This is a genomic window from Roseococcus thiosulfatophilus, assembly GCF_017311575.1.
Taxonomy (GTDB): Bacteria; Pseudomonadota; Alphaproteobacteria; order Acetobacterales; family Acetobacteraceae; genus Roseococcus; species Roseococcus thiosulfatophilus.
The window spans coordinates 76,124-96,816 of record NZ_JAFFQY010000064.1 but is presented as its reverse complement, the minus strand read 5'-3'; the positions used below and the strand labels follow the sequence as shown (position 1 = coordinate 96,816).

Genomic DNA, 20,693 nt, shown 5'->3' with positions numbered 1-20,693 from the left:
TCAGCGCGGCAGCTTGGTCGTGGCCGTCGCCGTCAGCAGGGTGTGGATGGGGTCCCAGGCATAGGCGAGCTGCTGGACGGGGGTCCCGCCGAAGTTCAACCCCTCCCGCGCCACCAGCCTGGCACCCAGCCGCTCATAGAACCAGCGGGACGGATTGCCCTCCAGCACCCAGGCGAAGGCCGACTGCGCGCCGAGCGAGGCCAGGTGCGAGGCGGTGGCGCGCATGAGCCGCCGGCCGATGCCGCGCTCGCGGAAATCCTCCAGGAGATAGAGCGTCTCGATCTCGCCCTCCGCCAGCCCTTCGCGGCGGGCGAGGCCACCGGTGGCGAAGCCCACCACGCCCGAGCCCGCGGCCTCATTGCCATCGGCCACCGCCACGAAGCCCGCATGGCCGCCGCGGCGCAGCATCATGGCGCGCTCATATTGCGCGGCCTCCTGCGACACCGAGATCCCCGCCAGGTAGGCATCGGGCAGGATGCCGGCATAGGTGCCCCGCCAGCAGGCCAGATGCACCAGGGCCATGCCCCGCGCGTCACCCGGGCGGGCGCGCCGGATGGTGACCACCTCGCGGGCCGCCCGTCAGGCCGCGCGCGTGAGCACGGCGCAGAAGAAGCCATCCGTGCCATGCGCGGCGGGGGAGAGCAGCAGATGCGGGCCGGGGCAGGGCGCCTCGCCCGGCAGCCCGGCCTCGGTCCAGGCCTCGGCGAGGGGAACCGCGCGGAACTCGGGCCGGGCGTCGAGCAGATGCTGGACCTGCAATTCATCCTCCTCGGGCAGCAGCGAACATGTCGCGTAGATGAGCCTACCCCCAGGCTTCACCAGCTGGGCCGAGATTGCAAGAATTTCACGTTGTTTCGCGAGCAGTTCGGCCAGGTCCTCCGCCGTGGTGCGGCTGCGCGCGTCGGGGTTGCGGCGCCAGGTGCCGGTGCCCGTGCAGGGGGCATCCACCAGCACCCGGTCGAAGGTGGCGGCGCGGCGCTTGGCGAAGCGGTCGCCGGGCGTCAGCAGGTGCGTCTCGGCGTTGTGGACGCCCGCGCGGCGCAGCCGCTTCATCGCACCTTCGAGTCGCGGCGCCGAGACGTCGCAGGCCGTGATCCGCCCCTGGTTCTTCATGTCGGCCGCGATGGCGAGCGTCTTGCCCGCCGCCCCCGCGCAATAATCCAGCACCCGCATGCCCGGCCGCGCGGCCACCAGGGCGGCGATGAGCTGGCTGCCCTCGTCCTGCACCTCGATGAGGCCCTGGAGATAGGCGGGGCTGGCGGCGATGGGCGCGCGGTGGGGCAGGCGCAGCCCATCCGGCGAGAAGCGCATGGGCTCGGGCTTCAGCCCCTCGGCGCGCAGCGCGGCCAGCGCGGCCTCGCGGTCCCCGCGCAGCCGGTTGGCGCGCAGGTCGAGGGGCGCATTGGCCTCCAGCGCCGCCGCCTCCTCGGCCAGCGCGGCGCCGAAGCGCGCCTGCAGGCCCGGATAGGCCCATTCGGGCAGGTTCAGCCGCGGCGCCTCAGGCATGGCCTTGCCCGCCAGCGGCTTGCCGACCAGCGCCTGGGCCACGCCCACCTCGCCCACGTCCAGCGCGCCCGCGCCATAGCGCCCGCCCTCGAACCGGCGCCCGGCCTCGTTGGGCTTCAGCCCCTCCACCAGGATCAGATGCGCCAGCACCAGCAGGCGCGGCGTGATGCGCGCGCCGACCTCGGCCAGCCACCATTCCAGGCGCAGCCGCTGCCGCAGCACGCCCCAGGCGAGGTCCGAGATGAAGCGGCGGTCGCTGCCGCCGATATAGCGCCGCGCGCGGAAGAAATCCGCGGCGATGGCGTCGGCCGGGCGGCGGGGCTGGTCCAGCACCGCGTGCAGCAGGTCAATGGCGGCGGCGTGCCGGCCTTCGGGGGTCACGGCCGGGGGTCAGCCATCGGCGCGGTAGTTGGGGGCCTCGCGCGTCACCGAGACGTCATGCACATGGCTTTCGCGCAGCCCGGCATTGGTGATGCGGCGGAAGCGGGCATTCTTCTGCAAGTCCTGGATGGTGGCGGAGCCGGTGTAGCCCATGGCCGCCTTCAGCCCGCCCACCAGCTGGTGGATGACCGGCCCGACCGGGCCCTTGTAGCCCACCTGGCCCTCCACGCCCTCGGGCACCAGCTTCAGCGTGTCCTGCACCTCGGCCTGGAAGTAGCGGTCGGCGGAACCGCGCGCCATGGCGCCCAGGCTGCCCATGCCGCGATAGGATTTGTAGCTGCGGCCCTGGTAGAGAAAGACCTCGCCCGGCGCCTCATCCGTGCCGGCGAAGAGGCTGCCCATCATCACGCATTCGGCGCCGGCGGCGATGGCCTTGGCGATGTCACCCGAATTGCGGATGCCGCCATCGGCGATGGCGGGCACGCCCTGCTCCTTGGCCGCCGCCGCGCATTCCAGCACCGCCGTCAGCTGCGGCACGCCCACGCCGGCCACGATGCGGGTGGTGCAGATGGAGCCGGGCCCGATGCCGATCTTCACCGCATCCGCCCCCGCCTCGATCAGCGCCAGCGCGCCCTCGGGGGTGGCGACATTGCCCGCCACCACCTGCACGGTGTTGGACAGCCGCTTGATCCGCTCGATCGTCTTCAGCACGCCGCCCGAATGGCCATGCGCCGTGTCCACGATGATGACATCGGCCTCGGCGCCGACCAGCAGTTCGGCGCGCTTGAACCCATCCTCGCCCACGCCCGTGGCGGCCGCGGTGCGGAGCCGGCCCAGCGCGTCCTTCACGGCGGCGGGGTGGGCTTCAGCCTTGTCCATGTCCTTGACGGTGATGAGGCCCACGCAGCGGTTCTGCTCATCCACCACCAGCAGCTTCTCGAGGCGGCGGCTGTGCAGCAGGGTCCGCGCCTGCTCGGCCGTGACGCCGGGGGGGGCGGTGACCAGCCTTTCGCGCGTCATCAGCTCATAGACGCGCTGCTTGGGGTCGGTCGCGAAGCGCACATCGCGGTTGGTGATGATGCCGACCAGGCGGTTGGTGCCGGGTTCCACCACCGGGAAGCCGCTGATGCGGTGCTGGGCCTTCAGCGCCAGCAATTCCGCCAGCGTCTGGTCGGGGTGGACCATGACGGGGTTGACCACCATGCCGCTCTCGAAGCGCTTCACCTGGCGCACCTGCTCGGCCTGGTCCTCGGGCGTCAGGTTCTTGTGGATGACGCCGATGCCGCCGCGTTGCGCCATCGCGATGGCCATGGGCGCCTCGGTCACCGTGTCCATGGCGGCCGAGATGAGCGGGATGTTCAGCGCGATCTCGCGCGTCATCCGCGTGCGGGTGTCGGCCTGGCTGGGCAGGACGGTGGAATAGGCGGGCAGCAGGAGCACGTCGTCGAAGGCATAGGCCTCGGCGATGCGGATGGGCTGCGGAGAGGTGATGTCTGCCATGGGCGGGGGCCTTTCGGGCGGTCACGCGCGACCTTGGCGCGCTCCCTTAACCCTGGCGCCCCGTGCGGGCAAGGGAGGTGTGGCGTGCGATCCGCGGAGGCGGCTTCGCCGGAGCGGTGAATCGCCCCCCAGCCAAGGCTGGACCGTGGTCCGCGGCAGCGGATCACGGTCCAGGACGGAACCCTGTCGCCACGACATAGGTCTCGCTCGATTCCTTGCGGCTGGCGGGCGGCTTGGCGTGGCGGACCTCGGCGAAATGGGTTTTCAGGCGCGTCAGCATCTCGCGCTCCGCGCCCCCCTGGAACAGCTTGGCCACGAAGGCCCCGCCCGGGTTCAGCACGCGCAGCGCGAAATCCAGCGCCAGTTCCGCCAGCGCCGTGATCCGCAGATGGTCCGTCGCGCCATGGCCCGTGGTGTTGGGCGCCATGTCGGACAGCACCACATCGGCCGGGCCGTCCAGGGCTTCCAGCACCGCGCGTTCGGTCGCCTCGTCCTGGAAATCGCCTTGCAGGATGGTGGCGCCCGCCACCTGGTCCATGGGCAGCAGGTCCAGCGCCACCACGCGGCCATTCGCGCCCACCCTGTGCATGGCCACCTGGGTCCAGCCGCCCGGCGCGGCACCCAGATCCACCACGCGCTGGCCGGGCTTGAGCAGCTTGAACCCCTCATCCAGCTCGATCAGCTTGAAGGCGGCGCGGGAGCGCCAGCCGGCCTGCTGGGCGGCCTTCACATAGGGGTCGTTCAACTGCCGGGCGAGCCATCGCTGGCTGGCGGTGGTGCGGCCGCGGGCGGTCTTGAGGCTGGTGTGCGTCTGGCGCTTGCCGGGAGGGGGGGGCATGGCCTGGGCTTACGCCGCCCCGCGCCCGCCGTCACCTCGCATCAGCCGCATGAGCATCCCTTCGCGCAGGCCCCGGTCGGCGACCGTCACCTCCGGCATGGGCCAGAGGCGGCGGATGGCGGCATAGACGGCGCAGCCGGGCAGCACGAAATCGGCCCGCTCCGGCCCCACGCAGGGGTGGGCCACCAGCCCGGCCCGGCCCATGGCGAAGAGGGTTTCCAGCGCGTCATCGGCGGCGTCCGCGTTGATGCGCTGCCCGTCCACCAGTTGCCGGTTGTAGCGGGGCAGGGCGAGGACCACACCCGCGAGCGTGGTGACGGTGCCCGAGGTGCCGATCAGCCGCACGCCCCCCGCGCGAATTTCCTGGCCGATGCAATGCAGCCGGTCGAAGGCGGCCAGCCGGTCCGCGATGTCATCCACCACGGCGCCGAAGCCGCGCGCCGTGAAGCAATCCTCGCCCTCGGACAGCGTCACCACGCCGCAGGGGATGGAGAGGTAGCCGATGAGTTCCGGCCGAGGCCCGGTGCGAATCCAGGCGATCTCGGTCGAACCGCCGCCGATGTCGAAGAGGATGGCGCGGCGGTCCCCCCGCTCCAGCAGGGGGGCGCAGCTTTCCATCGCCAGCTCGGCCTCCTCGCGGGGCGAGATGATGCGCGGGCGCAGGCCCGTCTCCAGCGCGGCGCGGGCCAGGAACTCCTGGCCGTTGCGGGCGCGGCGGCAGGCCTCGGTGGCGACGGCGGCCAGGCGCCGCACCGGGCGGCGCTCCAGCCGGTCCGCGCAGGCGGACAGGGCGGCCAGGGTGCGTTCCATCGCCGCCTCGGACAGGGTGCCGGAGCGCGCCAGGCCCTCGCCCAGCCGCACCACGCGGGAAAAGCTTTCCACCACCCGGAACCCGCCGCGCGCGGGCGCGCCGATCAGCAGCCGGCAATTGTTGGTGCCCAGGTCCAGCGCCGCGAAAAGCTGCGGCGGCGGGGCGCGGAGGGGGGAAGCGCCGGACAGGGGCTGAAGGGAGGGGGGCATGGAAGGACACTATATGGTGTTCTTTGTCATGATCCCGAAGTGTTTCATCCGCTGCAAGGGGAAAGCGGGTTGGCAAGCCGGCGGGGCTTTGGTATCCACCGCGCCGAGCCAACGGCGCCCCCCGATGCGGGTGCCCCGTTGGGGGATAGTTTAACGGTAGAACTCCCGACTCTGACTCGGGCAGTCTTGGTTCGAATCCAGGTCCCCCAGCCAACACCCCCTCTCGCCCTTATGGCGCCATCGCCTCCAGCGGGTGTTCCAGGAAAAAGCGCAGCATCTCACGCGACGCATCCGGCCCGCGCGGGTCCGTGTAGGACCCTGCGCTGCTGCCGCCGGACCAGGCATGGCCGCCCCCATGCACCACCCATTGCTCCAGCACCGCCCGGCCCGCCGCATCGGCATGCAGGGTGCGGGTGTAGGCATGGCCGCCCGGCACCTGGCCACGTTCCATCGTCACACGCAGCCGGTTGCCTCCCGCCTGCGCAATCACCTGGTCACCGTTGCGCGGGTGCACCGTGGCGTCCTGGTCCGCGTGAAACACGATGGTCGGCACCAGGCGCCCGCCCGGATCCGGGCGCAGCGCGCCCTGGCGCATGGCGGCGAAGGCCGAGGGCACGTCGCGCGCCGCACCGCAGGCCAGGCCCGAATGCACCCCCACCGCCGCGTAGAGGTCCGGATAGGCCTGGGCCATGATCGCCGCCGCCGCCCCGCCGGCCGAAAGACCCGCGACATAGACCCGCGCCGGGTCCGCCCCATGCTCCCGCATCACCTGCCGGGTGATTCCGGCGATGAGCGCGGGTTCGCCCTGGTCACGCCGCTGGTCGGTCGGATTGAACCAGTTCCAGCATTTCTGAGGGTTCGCCGAGGGGGGCTGCGCCGGATAGACCACCAGGCAGCCCTCACTCTCGGCCAGCAGGTTCATCCGGGTGCCGGCCGCGAAATCCTCGGGCGACTGCGTGCAGCCATGCAGCATGACCACCAGTGGCCGGGGCCCCGCGCTGGGCGCGACGGGAATGTAGAGCCGGTAGCCCCGGCTGCCCGCCGCGCCGGCGAAGCTGCCGGTGAGGAAGCGCGCGCCCTCAGGCAGTGCGGGCGAGGGCGCGGGGCCACCAGGCCCGAAGGGTGAACGCAGGCCGCGCAACGCCTCACCCATGGCCGCCACGCCGCGCCTGGCTCCGGGCGCATGGGCCTCACCCGTGCCGGGGTCCACGTCGAACAGGCGCCCCTGGCGGGCGGCCGCAGGGGCTTGCGACGCGGGCTGGGGCGTGGCGCCGGAAATGCCGCCTTGCAGCAGCGCGGTGGCCTCGGCGAGCTTGCCCTCACGGGTGAGGCGCGTGGCCTCGCGCATGAGGTCGGCGGAGAACGCGTTCATGTGACGATGCTTTCAAGCGGCGCGGAGGTTCCGCGCCTGTGAGGTGACGGGGTGGCGTTCAGCGCAGCCGGTCGGCGAGTGCGGCCTTCACCTCGGCGCTGGCCTGCAGCGCGCCCAGCACCGAGAGGGAGGCGATGGCGGCGCGGGCGAGTTCGGGCGTCACATCGGCCGCGATGCTGGCCAGGCCGAGCACCCGGATGTCGAGGGGCCAGCCCGCATCGCGCGCCGCCTCCAGGTCCGCCCGGGTGAAATGCCGCAGCCCCAGGTCCAGGCTGCGCCGGGCCACGGATTGCCGGGCGGCGTCGGCATGGCGCTCCACCTGGTTCCGGATGGCGGTGCGGATGAAGTCGGTTCGATTGGCGTAGAAGCCGTCCTGCACCAGCAGGTCTATGTGGCCGAGATCTACATAGCCGACGTTGATGGTGATCTTCTCGGACTCGCCGCCGGCCTTGGGCCGGAGCTCATGCACATTGCCGGCCATCTGTTTACCATCCTCACACCATCCGTGTGGATGGTATGTGGAGGCTGGACTGCCGCGTTCAAGGCCTCAGGCCGCGTGCGCGCCCTCCCCGAACTGCAGCCGCGCCAACCGCGCATACAGCCCGCCCTCGGCCACCAGCGCCGCATGGCTGCCCATCGCCACCACGCGCCCGGCCTCCATCACCACGATCCGGTCCGCGCGCCGCACGGTGGCCAGGCGGTGCGCCACCACCAGCGTGGTCCGCCCTTCGGCCAGGCGCGTGATGGCCTGCTGCACGGCCTGTTCACTCTCGGCATCGAGCGCGCTGGTCGCCTCGTCCAGCAGCAGCAAGGGGGGGTCGCGCAGGATGGCGCGGGCGATGGCGATGCGCTGGCGCTGCCCGCCCGAGAGCAGCACGCCGCGCGGCCCGAGCTGGCTCGCATAGCCCTCCGGCAGGGCCGAGATGAATTCGTGCGCGGCGGCGGCGCGGGCGGCCTGCTCGACCTCGGCGTCGCTCGCCTCGGGGCGGCCGTAGCGGATGTTCTCGGCGGCGGTGGCCGAGAAAATGACGGGGTCCTGCGCCACCAGCGCCATGCGGCCGCGCAGGTCGGCGGGGTCGAGGTCGCGCAGGTCCACCCCCTCCAGCGTGATGCGCCCCGCCTCGGGGTCATAGAAGCGCAGCAGCAATTGCAGCACCGTGGTCTTCCCGGCGCCTGAGGGGCCGACCAGCGCCACCGTCTCACCGGGCGCCACGCGCAGGGTGAAGCGCTCCAGCGCCGCCGTGCCGGGGCGCGAGGGGTAATGGAAGGTCACCTCCTCGAAGGCGACGGCGCCGCGCGGGGTGGGCAGGGGCATGGGCGCCGCGGGGGCGGCCACGAGCGGCGTGATGTCCAGCACCTCCACCAGCCGGTCGGCCGCCGCGGCCGCCCGCTGCACCTCGCCCCAGAGTTCCGACAGCGTGCTGCCGGAGGAGGCCAGCAGCACCGCGTAGAAGACGAAGGCCGTGAGCTCGCCCCCCGTCATCCGCCCCGCGATCACATCCTGCCCGCCCACCCAGAGGCTGAAGGTGATGGCCCCGAACCCCAGCAGGATCACGATCAGGATCAGCGTGGCGCGCGAGGCGATGCGCCGAAGCGCGGCCTGCACCGAACGCTCCACCGCCGCGCCGAAGCGCGCGCGCTCGTTGCCCTCCTGGGTATAGGCCTGGACGGTGCGGAGGCTGTTCAGCGCCTCCTCCGCCTGGGCCGAGAGGTCCGCCACCCTTTCCTGCGCGGTGCGGGAGAGGCGCCGTTCGCGCCGCCCGAACAGCACCAGCGGCACCACCACGATGGGCACCACCACCAGCACGATGCCGGCGAGCTTGGGGCTGGACAGCACCAGCAGCACCAGCGCGCCCGTGGAGGTCAGCGCCGTGCGCAGCCCCATGGAGATGGCCGAGCCGATCAGCGCCTGCAGCAGCGCGATATCGGCCGTCATGCGGGAGAGGATGTCGCCCGTCCGCGCCGTCTCGACGCTGGCGGGCGAGAGGCGCAGCACATGGCCGAAGACGGCCGCGCGCAGATCGGCCGCCACCCGCTCCCCCAGCCAGGAGACCAGGTAGAAGCGCAGCGCCGTGGCGAAGCCCAGCGCCGCCACCACGAGGAACATGAAGAGCGCGGCCGCGTTGAGGCTGGACGCATCCTGGCTGGCGAACCCGTCGTCAATCAGTTGCCGCAACCCCTGGCCGATCATCAGCACCAGGCCCGCGGCCAGCAGCAGCGCGCCGGCGGCGGCCAGGGCGCGCTTCCAGTGGGGACGAAGGAAGGGGAGCAGCACACGCAGCGCGCCAAGGTTCTTCGGGGCAGGGGTCATGGTCGCGATCATGCCAGCATTTGCGCGGCGCGGCATGGCCCAAGGGACAAACTGTCAGCAATCCTGGACGGCGGCGCTGTCAGCGCCCTAGCCTCATCCGCATGGACCATGCCCATCCCGGCCCGATGACGCCCCCGCTGCGGCCCGCGCCGCACCGCAACCTCTGCACGGATTGTGGGGTCTCGCGCATGGCGAACCCCAAGGCCTGCGGGCGCGCCTGCCAATTCGTCGCGCCCGACTACCCGGCGCTGGAAGCCCAGGTGCATGGCCGCGCGCGTGATCCCTCACGGCCCGACGAACTTCATTTCGGCCCGCACCTTCGCATGCTCCGCGCCCGGCTGCGCGCGCCGCTGCCCGGCGCGCAATGGACGGGCATCACGACGCGCCTCGCCGCCCGCCTGCTGGAGGTGGGGGCGGTGGACGCGGTGCTCACCATGGCGCCCGACCCGGAGGACCGCTGGAAGCCCACCCCCGTGCTGGTCACCCGGGCCGAGGACATGGCGGGCGTGCGGGGCATGCGGATGGGCTACGCGCCGCTGCTGGCCTTGCTGGAGCCCGCGCGGGCGGCGGGGCATCGGCGCCTCGCGGTCATCGGCATCCCCTGCCAGGTCTATGCGCTGCGGGCGCTGGAACGGGAGCTTGGGTTCGATAGGCTTTATGTCATCGGCACGCCCTGCTCCGACAACACAACTACGGAAAATTTTCATCAATTCCTGGGTCTGCTCGACGAGGATCCCGGAACGATCACCTATCTGGAATTCCGCGCCGATTTCCACGTGGAGCTGCGCTATGCCGATGGAAGGCGGCGGGAGATTCCTTTCCTTCAGCTTCCCATCTCGAAGCTGCCCAAGGATTTCTTTCCGCTGACCTGCCGCAGCTGCGTGGACTATACCAATGTGCTGGCCGACATCACCGTGGGCTACATGGGCGGCGAGGGTCAGCAATGGCTCATCCTCCGCAACGAACGCGGCGAGGAGCTGCTCGCCCTGCTGGGCGATGAGGTCGAGACCTCCGCCCCCGGCAGCGCCGGCAAGCGCGCGGGGCCGGTGAAGGGTTTCCTCGCCAACACCCAGCGCGCCGCCGGGGGGCTGCCGCTGCGGCGCATGCCGAACTGGCTGCGGCCGATAGTCGGCTGGCTCATGCCCCGCATTGGCCCGCGCGGCCTGGAATTCGCCCGCGCGAGGGTGGAGATGAAGGCGGTGGAGAGCGTCATCCACCTCCAGCGCGAACAGCCCCGTCGCGCCTCGCGCATGATCCCCGCCCATGTGTGGGAGCTGGTGCGGCCCCATGGGCTGGAGCGTCCCAAGGACTAGCCGAAGGCCCCCACCTCATGGCTGACGGCGGCCGAGCAGTTCCGCACCAGGTCGAACATCTGCCGCATGGGGCCGAAGATTTCGGCATGCTCGCGCCCATAGCTCGGCCCCTCATCCGGCGCGGAGGGTTCATGGAAGTCGAGCCCCGTAACGGGGTCGGGCGCGGCGGGAAAGATCTGCTCCAGCAGGGTCAAGGCCGGCTCCACGTCGAGCGCGAGGATGCGCGTCAGCACCCCCTCGCGCGTCGCGCCGTGCCTGGGACTGAATTCCGGCACCCGCACCGCCAGCAGCCAGAGCCGATGGATCAGCGCGAGGCGCAGGGCATGCAGCAGCACCAGGCGCTCGGGCATCTGCGGCAATTCGGGCCAGGCGGCGCGCAGCGCCAGCTGGTCCGCCTTCAGCCGCCGGTAGAGGCGGCGCAGCGGGGCCTCCAGCTCCATCGCGTCCAGCGGGTCCGCCACGCAGAGCAGCGCCTCGCGCCGGCCGGGCCGCTGCGTGGCCTCGGCCCGGTCCAGCCAGGTGCCCGGGTCCAGCGTGCCGATCACCGCCCGCACCACCCCGATGTCCGAGCATTCCGCGGCCCGCAGCGCCATGCCCAGCGCGCGGCGGAAGCGGGGGGAACGCGCGCGCAAATCATGGAAGGCCTCGGGGTTGGCCGCCACCGCCGCGCCCAGCCCGTGCAGCGTGTTCGCGAGCCACCCCACCTGGTGGAGGATGGCGTTGTTCGGAATGGCGCGCAGCTGCGAGGGGTGGGTCAGCCGCGCCGGGCCCCCCACGCCATCCGCCTGCCGGGCGGAGGGGCGGGAGCCCGTGCGCTCGATCAGCCCCGGCCCGAATCCGCCCAGCAGCGCCGCATAGCCGGGGTCCGCCACCAGGGCCTGCACCTCCCGCCGAAGGGTCGCGAAGAAGTCGGCCCCGTAGTCGCTCTCGGTGTAGATGGGGTCCAGGCCGGTGGGCAGGCCCGCGAAGGCGTGCTCGGCGATGCGGGCCACCGTCGCGCGGGCCAGTTCCGGCGTGGCCCAGAGCAGGTAGCCATCGCCGCCCTGGAAGCTCGATTCCTCGCGCGCCGGCAGCCCGGCCTCGGCGAGCGCCGCCCGCGCCTGGGGCGGGAACAGGTAGTCCAGCCGGTCGGAGAGGCTGTCCGGATGCCCGCCGCGGCCAATGCTCTCGCCATGGGTGTCGAAGAGCACGACCTCGATGCCGGACAGGCCATGCTTCCGCAGCAATTCCGCCAGCCGCAGCTTCAGCCGCTCCACCAGGTAGGAGGCCGCCAGCTGCCCCACATAGCGCCCGGAATCCGAATACCCGAACTGCAGGCAGAGCCGACCGTGCAGGCGCAGATAGTCGCGGAAGGAAGGGCTTCGCAGCGCCTCGTCCAGCACGCGCTCGCCCCGTTCCAGCGCATCGGCCGTCTCGAAGAGGGGCGAGATCTCCACATGCCGCTCGCAGCCGAAATGCCGCGCGAGCCACAGCGCGGCCAGCAGGGTGAAGCCCGTCTCCGTCTCCGCGATCAGGAAGCGGATGGGCGCGGTCTGGTCCACATGCTTGGCGATCTGCGCGACATTCATCATGAGCTTGGCGGCCGAGGCCTGTTCCGCCAGCAGGGCGCCGTAATCCACCGGCCGCGCCCGCACATTCGCCAGCGCCGCGTTCACCTGGGCCAGCAGGGTGCGGCGCTGGGCCATGTCCTCGGGGGCGGTGGTGATGTCCAGGCGCTGGCGCACGGCATTGTGCACCTGGGTCGCGTTCAGCCGGACATGGGTGTGGGCGAGGGAGAGCCCATGCGCCACCAGCCCCGCCCGCGCCACGGCCAGCTTGCGGCGGGCCGCATCGTCCGGGGCTTCGTCCAGCGCGGCGTCGAAGAGGGTGAGCAGCGGCGCCAGATCCGTCATGGCGGCCTCGCGCCGGCCCAGCATCTCCGCCGCCATGGCCTGCACCGCGGCCGGGGTCGGCCGGTCGGGAATGGAGGCGATCTGCATGTTGACGGCGTCCACCGCCTGTTCGGCGCGCTCGGCGATGGCGGTGCCGGGCAGCTGGGCGGCCAGCCGTTCCAGCTGCATCCGCTTCATGGTGAGGCGCAGCCGCAGCGTGTCCCACCAGCCGATATCGGTGCGCCCATCCGTGTCATACCCCACCCAGGTGGCGAGCTTCACGGGGGCGGGCCGCAGCTGGGCCCAGCGGTCGGGCCAGATGGCGCGGGCGGCGTCGAGCAGGGCACCGGCGAACTCATCCAGCGCGTCGCGGCCGCGGAGGATGGCGGCGCAGGCCTGTTCGAATTCCTCGGCCAGCGTCACCGGGGCGGGGCGGTGGGGCAGGCCGCGCGGCGGGTCCTCGCCCGTGCTGGCGGCGGCGGCCAGCGCGGCGTGGGTCGCCAGCGGCAGGGAGAAGGTGGGGTGCGCGGTGAAGACCGCCGCGAAGCGCGCGCGCTCCACCAGGGCGCGATAGGCGGCGAAGGGGATGGGGCTGTCCAGCGGGTCGGGCCGCGCCAGGCGCTGGGCCAGGGCGGGGAAGGGGTCCGCCCCGGGCGCATGGCCCAGATAGCGCGCCAGCCGCCGCGCCCGCCCCGCCATGGCGTCATCGGCCAGTTGCTGGATGATGTCGCCGAGCCGCGCGAGGTCGAGCGAACCATCATCCAGCCCACGGCTGACCGAAAGCGCCGTCAGCAGCACCGGATCGCCGAAGGGGTCCTGGGCGGAGGCCGCGCGTGCGTCGCGCATGCGGCCGAGCAGCCGCTGGAGCAGGTCGGGGGTGGTGCCATCCATGGAATGGATGCTGCACCTGCGAAGCGCCGAGATACCAGCAAATTCCTAACCGGTGACCACCGCGCGGATGGCGAAGCTCGACTGGATGCGCGCCACGCCGGGCATGCGGCTCAGCTGTTCCTTGTGGATGCGTTCGTAATCGGCCGCGTCGCGGCATTCCACGCGCAGCAGGTAATCGGCCATGCCGGTCATCAGGTAGCATTCGCGGACCTCGGGGCAGCGGCGGATGGCGGCCTCGAAGCGCGTCAGGTGTTGTTCCGTCTGCCGGTCCAGCGTGATCTGGACGATGACCGTGACCTGGCCCGCCCGCTGCGGCTCCGCCAGCAGCACGGTGTAGCCGCGGATGACGCCGCGATGTTCCAGCAGCCGCAGCCGCCGCAGGCAGGCCGAGGGAGAAAGCCCCACCGCCTGGGCCAGCTTCGCATTGGTGACGCGCGCATCGAGGCGCAGTTCGCGCAGGATGGCGAGATCGGTCTCGTCCAAGGCGTGCATGGTGGTTTGTGCCACTTCCTCGCAGAATATTGCAAGATTTCGCGCAAACGCCCGGTTCTGCGCAAGATGCGCGAAAACCACGCATGATCCTCCCGATACTGTCAGCCATTCGGCCATCCTGGAGGCGGCGATGCGGGTTCTCGTTCTCGGCAGCGGCGTGGTGGGCGTCACCAGCGCCTGGTACCTGGCCCAGGCGGGCCATGAGGTGACGGTGCTGGACCGCCAGCCCGGCGCCGGCATGGAGACCAGCTTCGCCAATGCAGGTCAGGTCTCGCCTGGCTATTCCGCCCCCTGGGCCGGCCCCGGCATCCCCATCAAGGCCATGAAGTGGCTGATGATGCGCTACCGGCCCCTGGTGCTCTGGCCCCAGGCGAAGGGCGGGCTCTACCCCTGGCTGGCGCGGATGCTGGCGAACTGCACCGAGGCCGCCTACGCCAACAACAAGGCCCGCATGGTCCGCATCGCGGAATATTCGCGTGATGCGCTGCTGGCGCTGCGCGCCGAGACGGGCATCCAGTACGACCAGCGCACCCAGGGCACGCTGCAGCTGTTCCGCACCCAGAAGCAGCTCGACGCCGTGCAGGCCGATGTCGCCGTGCTGCGCAAGAGCGGCGTGGCGCATGAGGTGCTGGACGTCGCCGGCTGCATCGCCGCCGAACCCGCTTTGGCCCGCGTCTCGCAGAAATTCGTGGGCGGGCTGCGCCTGCCGGGCGACGAGACGGGCGATGCCTTCCTCTTCACCCAGCGCCTGGCCGAGATGGCCGCCGCGCGCGGCGTGGTGTTCCGCCAGGGCGTTTCCATCCAGGCCATCGAGCAGGAGGGCGGCGAGGTCACGGGCGTCGTCACCGACCAGGGCCGCTTCACCGCGGACCGCTACGTGGTCGCCCTCGGCAGCCATTCGACGGCGCTGCTGCGGCCGCTGGCCGTCTCCATCCCCGTCTATCCGGTGAAGGGCTATTCGCTGACCCTGCCGGTGCGCGACGCCGATGCCGCCCCCGTCTCCACCGTGATGGACGAGACCTACAAGATCGCGGTGACGCGCCTGGGCGACCGCATCCGCGTGGGCGGCACGGCGGAGCTGGCGGGCTTCTCGCTCAAGCTGCGCAAGCCGCGGCGCGAGACGCTGGAACACACGCTGACGGACCTCTTCCCCGATGCCGGCAACCCCGCCGAGGCCCAGTTCTGGACCGGCCTGCGGCCGATGACGCCGGACGGCACGCCCATCGTCGGCCCCACGCGCTACCGCAACCTGTTCCTGAACACGGGCCATGGCACGCTGGGCTGGACCATGGCCTGCGGTTCGGGCCGGCTGCTGGCGGACCTGGTCAGCGCCCGCGCGCCCGAGATCGCGCACAATGACCTGGCGCTGACCCGCTACGCGCCGGCCTGAGGGGCGCTGAGGCGCCCCGACCAGGCGCTAACCCAGCAACGCCGCCTTGAGCCGCGCGATCAGCGCGGCCCGCGCCGCGGGGTCGGCGGCGTGCTCGATCGCCTCCTCCACCCCCAGCAGCAGCGCGGCGCGTTCATTGTGCCAGTCGGGCCGGGCCAGCGCCTCGGGCTCCAGGCGGCGGGCGTTCGCCGGGGCGGGCAGGGGCACCGGCGCCCCGCCGGCGGGCAGGCGCCAGCGCGAGTCCAGCACGGGCTGCACCACCTGCTTCCCCAGCCGCGCGGCGAGGCCCGTGATGGCCTCCGGCTCGCCATGGGTCAGGAAGATGCCGCCCCTGATGGGCCGCCTTGCCTCCACCCAGCGGGCCAGTTCCGGCCCGTCGGCATGGCCGGAATAGCCCTCCAGCCGGGTGATGCGCGCCGCCACCTCGATGGTCTCGCCCTGAATGCGCACGCGCGGCGCGCTTTCCTCCAGCAGCCGCCCCAGCGTGCCACTGGCCTGGAAGCCCACCAGCACCACCATGGCCGACGGGTCCCAGAGCCGCGACTTCAGGTGCTCGCGGATGCGCCCGGCATCGCACATGCCCGAGCCCGCGATGACGATGTGAAACCCCTTGTGCTGCGCCAGCTTCCGGCTGGCCGCGCCCTCCACCACATGCAGCAGCCGGTGGGAGTGCAGGGCGGCGCGCAGCGCCTCGCCCTCCTCCATGCCGTGCGCGTGGCGGGCGAAGACCTTGCTCGCGCGGGTGGCGAGCGGGCTGTCCATGTGGATGGTGGTGGCCGGGATCTCGCCACGCTGCATCAGCAGCACCAGGTCCAGCACCACCTCCTGCGCCCGCTCCACCGCGAAGCTCGGGATGAGCAGGGCGCCATCGCGCTCCGCGGCCTCACGCACCAGCGCGGCGAGGGCGGCGCGGCGGGCCTGGGGCGTGATGATCGGCCGGTCCTCGTCGCCATAGGTGCTTTCGCAGATCAGGTGGTCGAGACCCTGCGGCCCTTCCGGCCCGGGGTGCAGGGTGCCGTCATCCGGCCCGATGTCGCCCGAGGCCAGCACGCGCACATCGCCGAACTCCATCTCGATGGAGGAGGAGCCCAGCATATGCCCCGCATTCCACCAGCGCGCCCGCACGCCCTTGGCGGGCGTGATCCACTCGCCATAGGCCACGGGCTGGAAGGCCTCCAGCGCCGCATCGGCGTCGGCGGGGCCGTAGATGGGGCGCACCTCCTCCCGCCCGCGCCAGCGGCGGCGGTTGCGGCGGTTCAGCATCCGCACCTCGCTCTCCTGGATGTGGCCGCTGTCTGGCAGGAGGCAGGCGCAGAGCTCGATGGTCGCCGGGGTCGCGTGGATGGCGCCGCGGAAGCCCTCCTTCACCAGGCGCGGCAGCAGCCCGCTGTGGTCAATGTGCGCGTGGGTCAGCAGCACGGCGTCGAGGCTCGCGGGGTCGAAGGGGAAGGGCTCGTGGTTCAACGCCTTCAGCGTCTTGGGGCCCTGGAACATGCCGCAATCCACCAGCACATGCGCGCCCGGGGCTTCGAACCGCAGGCAGGAGCCGGTGACGGTGCGCGCCGCGCCATGGACATGCAGGGTGACGGACATGGAACTGGCATCCCTTCGCCGCGCCGCTGGTTGGAGAGGGGCGCATGTGGGCGCATCATGCGCGCCGCGGCGCGGGGGGAGAAGATGAACGACCACGACGACAACCCGGCCTATCGCCTGGCCCTGCTGGACGAGGACTTCCTTCGCGGCCCCGCTATGCGCGGCGTGCGGCTGCAACTGGAGGCCGTGAAGGCCGACGAGGCCCTGCGCGCGGCCCGCGTGGGCTCCACCATCGTCGTCTTCGGCGGCGCCCGCGTGCGCGAGGACGGGCCGGGCCACCACCCCCGCTGGTATGCCGAGGCGCGGCGCTTCGGGCAGATCGCCTCCATGCGCGGCGGCGCCCTCGATCCCATTGATGGCTGGCGCGAGAACGTGATCGCGACCGGCGGCGGGCCCGGCATCATGGAGGCCGCCAACCGTGGCGCGCATGATGTCGGTGCCCCCAGCATCGGCTTCAACATCCAGCTGCCGCAGGAGCAGCACCCCAACCGCTACTCCACCCCCAACCTGACCTTCCAGTTCCACTACTTCGCCATCCGCAAGCTGCACCTGGCCATGCGGGCGCGGGCGCTGGTGGTGTTCCCGGGCGGCTTCGGCACCATGGACGAGTTGTTCGAGATCCTGACCCTGCGCCAGACCGGGCGCACCCCGGCCGTGCCGGTGGTGCTGGTGGACAGCGCGCATTGGCGCGGGCTGATCAACTGGCAGGCCTTCCAGGAGGCCGGCCTGATCGGCGCGGCCGATATGGGCCTGCTGCATTTCGTGGATGACGCCGAGGCGGCCTGGGCCGTCATCGCGGCGCACGAGCCACCGGTTTTGCCGCGGGGCCCCGGTGTGGGTATGTGAACCTCCCTGGAGGAGGGGCGCATGGAACTGGCGGATCACATGGCGGGCCAACTCGCGCGATCGGCGCGGGTGCTGGAGGCGATGGCGGGCGATGCGGCCCTTTGCGCCACCGCCGCCCGCGTGGCCAAGGTGACGGTGGCGGCGCTTCAGGGCGGCCGCAAGCTGCTGCTCTGCGGCAATGGCGGAAGTGCCGCCGACGCCCAGCACTGGGCGGCCGAACTGGTCGGCCGCTTCCTGCATGACCGCCCGCCGCTGCCGGCCATCGCGCTGACGACCGACAGCTCGGCGCTCACCTGCATCGGAAATGACTACGGCTTCGACCAGGTGTTCTCGCGCCAGGTGGCGGCGTTGGGGCAGGGGGGTGATGTGCTGTTCGCCCTCTCCACCTCCGGCAATTCGGCAAATGTGTTGGCCGCGCTGGAGGCGGCGCGGGCGCGGAGAATGGTGTGCGTGGGCTTCACCGGGGCGCGGGAGGGTCGCATGGACGCGCTGTGCGACCACCTGCTGCGCGTGCCCAGCACCGAGACGGCGCGCATCCAGGAGGGGCATGAGGCGCTGGGCCATGCGCTCTGCGCCGCCATCGAGGCCGCGTTGTTCCCACCGCCTGGGCCGTGACGGGTCGGCGCGCGCTCTTCCTCGACCGTGACGGGGTGGTGAACGAGGATCTGGGCTATGTCCACCGCATCGAGGACTTCCATTTCCGGCCGGGCATCTTCGAACTCTGCCGGGCCGCGCGTGGGCTCGGCATGGCGCTGGTGGTGGTGACGAACCAGTCCGGCATCTGTCGCGGCATGTATTCCGAAGAGGATTTCGCGGCGCTGACGGAATGGATGCGCGCGCGCTTCGTGGCGGAGGGCGCGCCGCTGGACCGCGTGGAGCACTGCCCCGACGTGGCGCCCAGCCGGCGCCGCAAGCCTGGCCCGGGAATGATCCTGGACGCCGCGGCGGCGTTGGGGCTGGACCTCGCGGCCAGCGTGATGCTGGGCGACCGCCGGACGGACATGGCGGCCGCGGAAGCCGCGGGCGTGGGAATCAGGCTATTATTCCCGCACGATGCGGCAGAGGTCGTGGATCATGGTCCTAGGACAATTATCTTTCCTATTGGCGCGCCGCTGACCGAGGCGATTTCTTTCCTGGCCAGCGCCGCCGACAAGGTTTCCTAGGCCCGCCCCCTGGCCCGCCAACCCATCCCGCGCGAGAACCGCGCCACACCAGCCCAAGGACATGCCGATGGACAAGCTGCCCCAACTCGACACCATCGCCTTCGAGACGCCCGCCCCCCATGTGCTCGTGGCGCGGCTCAACCGGCCGGAGGTTTCGAACGCGCTCAACACCCAGATGGGGCGGGATCTGCACACGCTCTGGACGCAGTTGACCGCGGAACCGGGCGAGACGCGCTGCGTCATCTTCACCGGCACGGGCGGCCGCGCCTTCTGCGGCGGCGGTGACCTTAAGGAGCGCAACGGCATGACCGACGCGCAATGGATCGCCCAGCACGAGATCTTCGAACGCGCCTATTGGGCCCAGATGGACTGCCCCATCACCATCATCGCGGCCGTGAACGGCCATGCCTATGCGGGCGGGCTCGAGATGGTTCTGGCGTCGGACTTCGCCTATGGCCAGCCCGGCACCCGCTTCGCGCTGACCGAGGTCACCATCGGCATCATGCCCGGCGCCGGCGGCACCATGACGCTGCCCCGTACCGTGGGGGAGCGCCGCGCGAAGGAGATCATCCTGACCGGCAAGCCCTTCACGGCCGAACAGGCGCTGGAATGGGGCATCCTGAACGCGCTGCACCCGGCCGAGGCGCTGTTCGACGCCGCGCTGGAGACGGCGCGCACCATCGCCGGCAACGCGCCGCTCTCGGTGCGGCAGGCCAAGAAGAGCATCCATTTCGGCATGCAGATGGACCTCCGCACCGGGCTGCGCTTCGAGGTGGAGGCCTACAACCGCCTGGTGCCCACCGAGGACCGGCGCGAGGGCATCGCGAGCTTCAACGAGAAGCGCCGGCCCGTGTTCAAGGGGCGGTAGCGCCGCCCTCCAGATTCCACGGGTTCTCCCCCAGCCAGGCCACATATTCCGCGACACCCTGTTCCAGCGGTGTCGCGGGTGCCGCGAAGCCCGCCTGGCGCAGCCGCGCCATCGGGGCCTCGGTGAAATACTGGTATTTCCCGGCCAGATCCGCGGGCATGGGCACATATTCGATGTCCGGCGCCCGCCCCAGCGCCGCGAACAGCGCCCCCGCCAAGTCCTCGAAGCTGCGCGCGCGCCCGCTGCCCAGGTTGAACAGGCCCGAGACGCGGGGGTTGTCCAGCAGCCACAGCATGGCCGCCACCGCATCGCCCACCCAGACGAAGTCGCGCATCTGCCCGCCATCCGGAATGCCCGGCCGGTCGGAGGCGAAGAGGCGCGCGGGCTGCCCCGCCATGACCTCCCGCCATTTGTGCAGCACCACGCTGGCCATGCGGCCTTTATGGGCCTCGCGCGGCCCGTACACGTTGAAGAACTTCAGCCCGGCCCATTGCGGCGGGGCAGGGCGGCCCAGCGCCAGCATCTGCGCCACCCGGCGGTCGAAGGCGTGCTTGGACCAGCCATAGAGGTTGAGTGGCCGGAAACGGGCGAGGGACGCCGCATCCTGCACATCCTCGAACCCCTCGGCGCCATCGCCATAGGTGGCGGCGGAGGAGGCGTAGATCAGCGGCACCCGTGCCGCCGCGCACCACTCCCATAGCCGCAGCGACAGCATCAGGTTGTCGGCCGCCACCGCATCGCCATCGGTCACCGTGGTGGCGCTGATGGCGCCGAGATGCACCACGGCGCGCGGCGCCATGGCCAGGGCCTCGTCCAGCGCCTCGGGCGGCCATAGCCCGGCCAGGACGCAGCCTTCGAGGTTGCGCCACTTCTCCCCCTCGCCAAGCCGGTCGAGGACCACCACCTCCTCCCCACGCGCGCTCAGCGCCTGGACGAGGTTGGAGCCGATGAAGCCGGCGCCGCCGGTGACGAGGATCATGGGAGCGGGTTATAGCGGGGCCCGCACGACGACAAGCGGCGCAGGAAGGATCAGGACATGCGGAACGAGGCAAGGCAGCGGCTGGACGACATCGCGGGGGTGGCGGGTGGCGCCTTCTCGCTGCTGTCGGGCATGCGCGCGGAGATGGAGGCCATGGCCCGCGCCCAGGCCGAGGGCATGGTGCGGCGCCTCGAACTGGCCCGCGCGGCCGATCTCGACGCCGTGATGGAGGTGGCGCGCCGCGCCCGCGAACACGCCGAGGCGCTGGAGGTCCGCGTGGCGGCGCTGGAGGCGGAACTTGCCGCACTGCGCGCCGCCGATCCGGACCCGGAGCCGGTGGCCGGCGCCACGGGCTGAGC

At 71.7% G+C, this 20,693-nt stretch carries 19 protein-coding genes and 1 tRNA gene; 8 read left to right on the top strand and 12 right to left on the bottom strand.

Going from position 1 to position 20,693, the window contains the following annotated elements; genetic code table 11:
- From JTN19_RS19525 to JTN19_RS19505, 5 genes are all read right to left on the bottom strand, one after another.
- Positions 1–522, bottom strand: coding sequence for a GNAT family N-acetyltransferase (locus tag JTN19_RS19525; protein ID WP_242531306.1), 522 nt, complete (start codon positions 520–522; stop codon positions 1–3).
- 57 nt (positions 523–579) lie between these two features.
- Positions 580–1,887, bottom strand: a complete 1,308-nt coding sequence (locus tag JTN19_RS19520) for a methyltransferase domain-containing protein (protein ID WP_206936120.1) — start codon at positions 1,885–1,887, stop codon at positions 580–582.
- Positions 1,888–1,896: 9 nt separating this feature from the next.
- Entirely contained in the window at positions 1,897–3,387 is a 1,491-nt protein-coding gene (guaB, locus tag JTN19_RS19515; protein WP_206936118.1) for an IMP dehydrogenase, read from the bottom strand.
- Positions 3,388–3,550: 163 nt separating this feature from the next.
- Complete coding sequence (locus tag JTN19_RS19510; protein WP_206936115.1) at positions 3,551–4,225, bottom strand: RlmE family RNA methyltransferase; 675 nt, start codon at positions 4,223–4,225, stop codon at positions 3,551–3,553.
- Between the two features lie 9 nt (positions 4,226–4,234).
- Positions 4,235–5,245, bottom strand: a complete 1,011-nt coding sequence (locus JTN19_RS19505) for a Ppx/GppA phosphatase family protein (RefSeq protein ID WP_206936112.1) — start codon at positions 5,243–5,245, stop codon at positions 4,235–4,237.
- Positions 5,246–5,384: 139 nt separating this feature from the next.
- Here JTN19_RS19505 and JTN19_RS19500 point away from each other — a divergent pair.
- Positions 5,385–5,458: transfer RNA gene (locus JTN19_RS19500), tRNA-Gln, on the top strand.
- Between the two features lie 16 nt (positions 5,459–5,474).
- On the opposite strand, the gene JTN19_RS19495 is transcribed toward JTN19_RS19500, so the two are convergent.
- The 3 genes from JTN19_RS19495 to JTN19_RS19485 form a co-directional block, all read right to left on the bottom strand.
- Complete coding sequence (locus tag JTN19_RS19495; RefSeq protein WP_206936110.1) at positions 5,475–6,617, bottom strand: extracellular catalytic domain type 1 short-chain-length polyhydroxyalkanoate depolymerase; 1,143 nt, start codon at positions 6,615–6,617, stop codon at positions 5,475–5,477.
- A 58-nt stretch (positions 6,618–6,675) separates the two neighbouring features.
- Complete coding sequence (locus JTN19_RS19490) at positions 6,676–7,098, bottom strand: CopG family transcriptional regulator (RefSeq protein WP_206936108.1); 423 nt, start codon at positions 7,096–7,098, stop codon at positions 6,676–6,678.
- Between the two features lie 66 nt (positions 7,099–7,164).
- Positions 7,165–8,928, bottom strand: a complete 1,764-nt coding sequence (locus tag JTN19_RS19485; protein WP_242531305.1) for an ABC transporter transmembrane domain-containing protein — start codon at positions 8,926–8,928, stop codon at positions 7,165–7,167.
- Between the two features lie 101 nt (positions 8,929–9,029).
- Between JTN19_RS19485 and JTN19_RS19480 the strand changes: the two genes are divergently transcribed.
- Entirely contained in the window at positions 9,030–10,241 is a 1,212-nt protein-coding gene (locus JTN19_RS19480) for a Coenzyme F420 hydrogenase/dehydrogenase, beta subunit C-terminal domain (RefSeq protein ID WP_206936103.1), read from the top strand.
- On the opposite strand, the gene JTN19_RS19475 is transcribed toward JTN19_RS19480, so the two are convergent.
- Positions 10,238–13,003, bottom strand: a complete 2,766-nt coding sequence (locus JTN19_RS19475; protein ID WP_206936100.1) for a phosphoenolpyruvate carboxylase — start codon at positions 13,001–13,003, stop codon at positions 10,238–10,240. The two genes, JTN19_RS19480 and JTN19_RS19475, sit on opposite strands and share 4 nt — an antisense overlap.
- A gap of 45 nt (positions 13,004–13,048) precedes the next feature.
- Positions 13,049–13,495, bottom strand: coding sequence for an Lrp/AsnC family transcriptional regulator (locus JTN19_RS19470; protein WP_206936097.1), 447 nt, complete (start codon positions 13,493–13,495; stop codon positions 13,049–13,051).
- A gap of 130 nt (positions 13,496–13,625) precedes the next feature.
- Here JTN19_RS19470 and JTN19_RS19465 point away from each other — a divergent pair, with 130 nt between their 5' ends.
- Positions 13,626–14,885 (top strand): D-amino acid dehydrogenase, encoded by a 1,260-nt coding sequence (locus JTN19_RS19465; RefSeq protein ID WP_206936094.1) that lies wholly within the window; start codon positions 13,626–13,628, stop codon positions 14,883–14,885.
- A 27-nt stretch (positions 14,886–14,912) separates the two neighbouring features.
- Here the strand turns inward: JTN19_RS19465 and JTN19_RS19460 are convergent, their stop codons facing one another.
- Positions 14,913–16,478, bottom strand: coding sequence for an MBL fold metallo-hydrolase RNA specificity domain-containing protein (locus tag JTN19_RS19460; RefSeq protein WP_206936091.1), 1,566 nt, complete (start codon positions 16,476–16,478; stop codon positions 14,913–14,915).
- Between the two features lie 84 nt (positions 16,479–16,562).
- On the opposite strand from JTN19_RS19460, the gene JTN19_RS19455 reads away from it, so the two are divergent.
- The 4 genes from JTN19_RS19455 (at position 16,563) to JTN19_RS19440 (ending at position 19,355) form a co-directional block, all read left to right on the top strand.
- Positions 16,563–17,324: an LOG family protein gene (locus JTN19_RS19455; protein ID WP_206936088.1), complete on the top strand. Its 762-nt coding sequence runs from the start codon at positions 16,563–16,565 to the stop codon at positions 17,322–17,324.
- Between the two features lie 21 nt (positions 17,325–17,345).
- Entirely contained in the window at positions 17,346–17,939 is a 594-nt protein-coding gene (locus JTN19_RS19450; protein WP_206936085.1) for a D-sedoheptulose 7-phosphate isomerase, read from the top strand.
- A complete protein-coding gene (locus tag JTN19_RS19445) occupies positions 17,936–18,487 on the top strand; it encodes an HAD-IIIA family hydrolase (protein WP_206936083.1) in 552 nt (183 codons plus the stop codon). The genes JTN19_RS19450 and JTN19_RS19445 overlap by 4 nt, the downstream gene beginning before the upstream one ends.
- 67 nt (positions 18,488–18,554) lie before the next feature.
- Complete coding sequence (locus JTN19_RS19440; RefSeq protein WP_206936080.1) at positions 18,555–19,355, top strand: enoyl-CoA hydratase/isomerase family protein; 801 nt, start codon at positions 18,555–18,557, stop codon at positions 19,353–19,355.
- On the opposite strand, the gene rfaD is transcribed toward JTN19_RS19440, so the two are convergent.
- Entirely contained in the window at positions 19,342–20,334 is a 993-nt protein-coding gene (gene rfaD, locus JTN19_RS19435; protein WP_206936078.1) for an ADP-glyceromanno-heptose 6-epimerase, read from the bottom strand. The genes JTN19_RS19440 and rfaD overlap by 14 nt on opposite strands.
- Before the next feature lie 57 nt (positions 20,335–20,391).
- On the opposite strand from rfaD, the gene JTN19_RS19430 reads away from it, so the two are divergent.
- On the top strand, positions 20,392–20,691 hold the full coding sequence (locus tag JTN19_RS19430; protein WP_206936076.1) for an accessory factor UbiK family protein: 300 nt from the start codon (positions 20,392–20,394) through the stop codon (positions 20,689–20,691).
- Positions 20,692–20,693 lie beyond the last annotated feature (2 nt).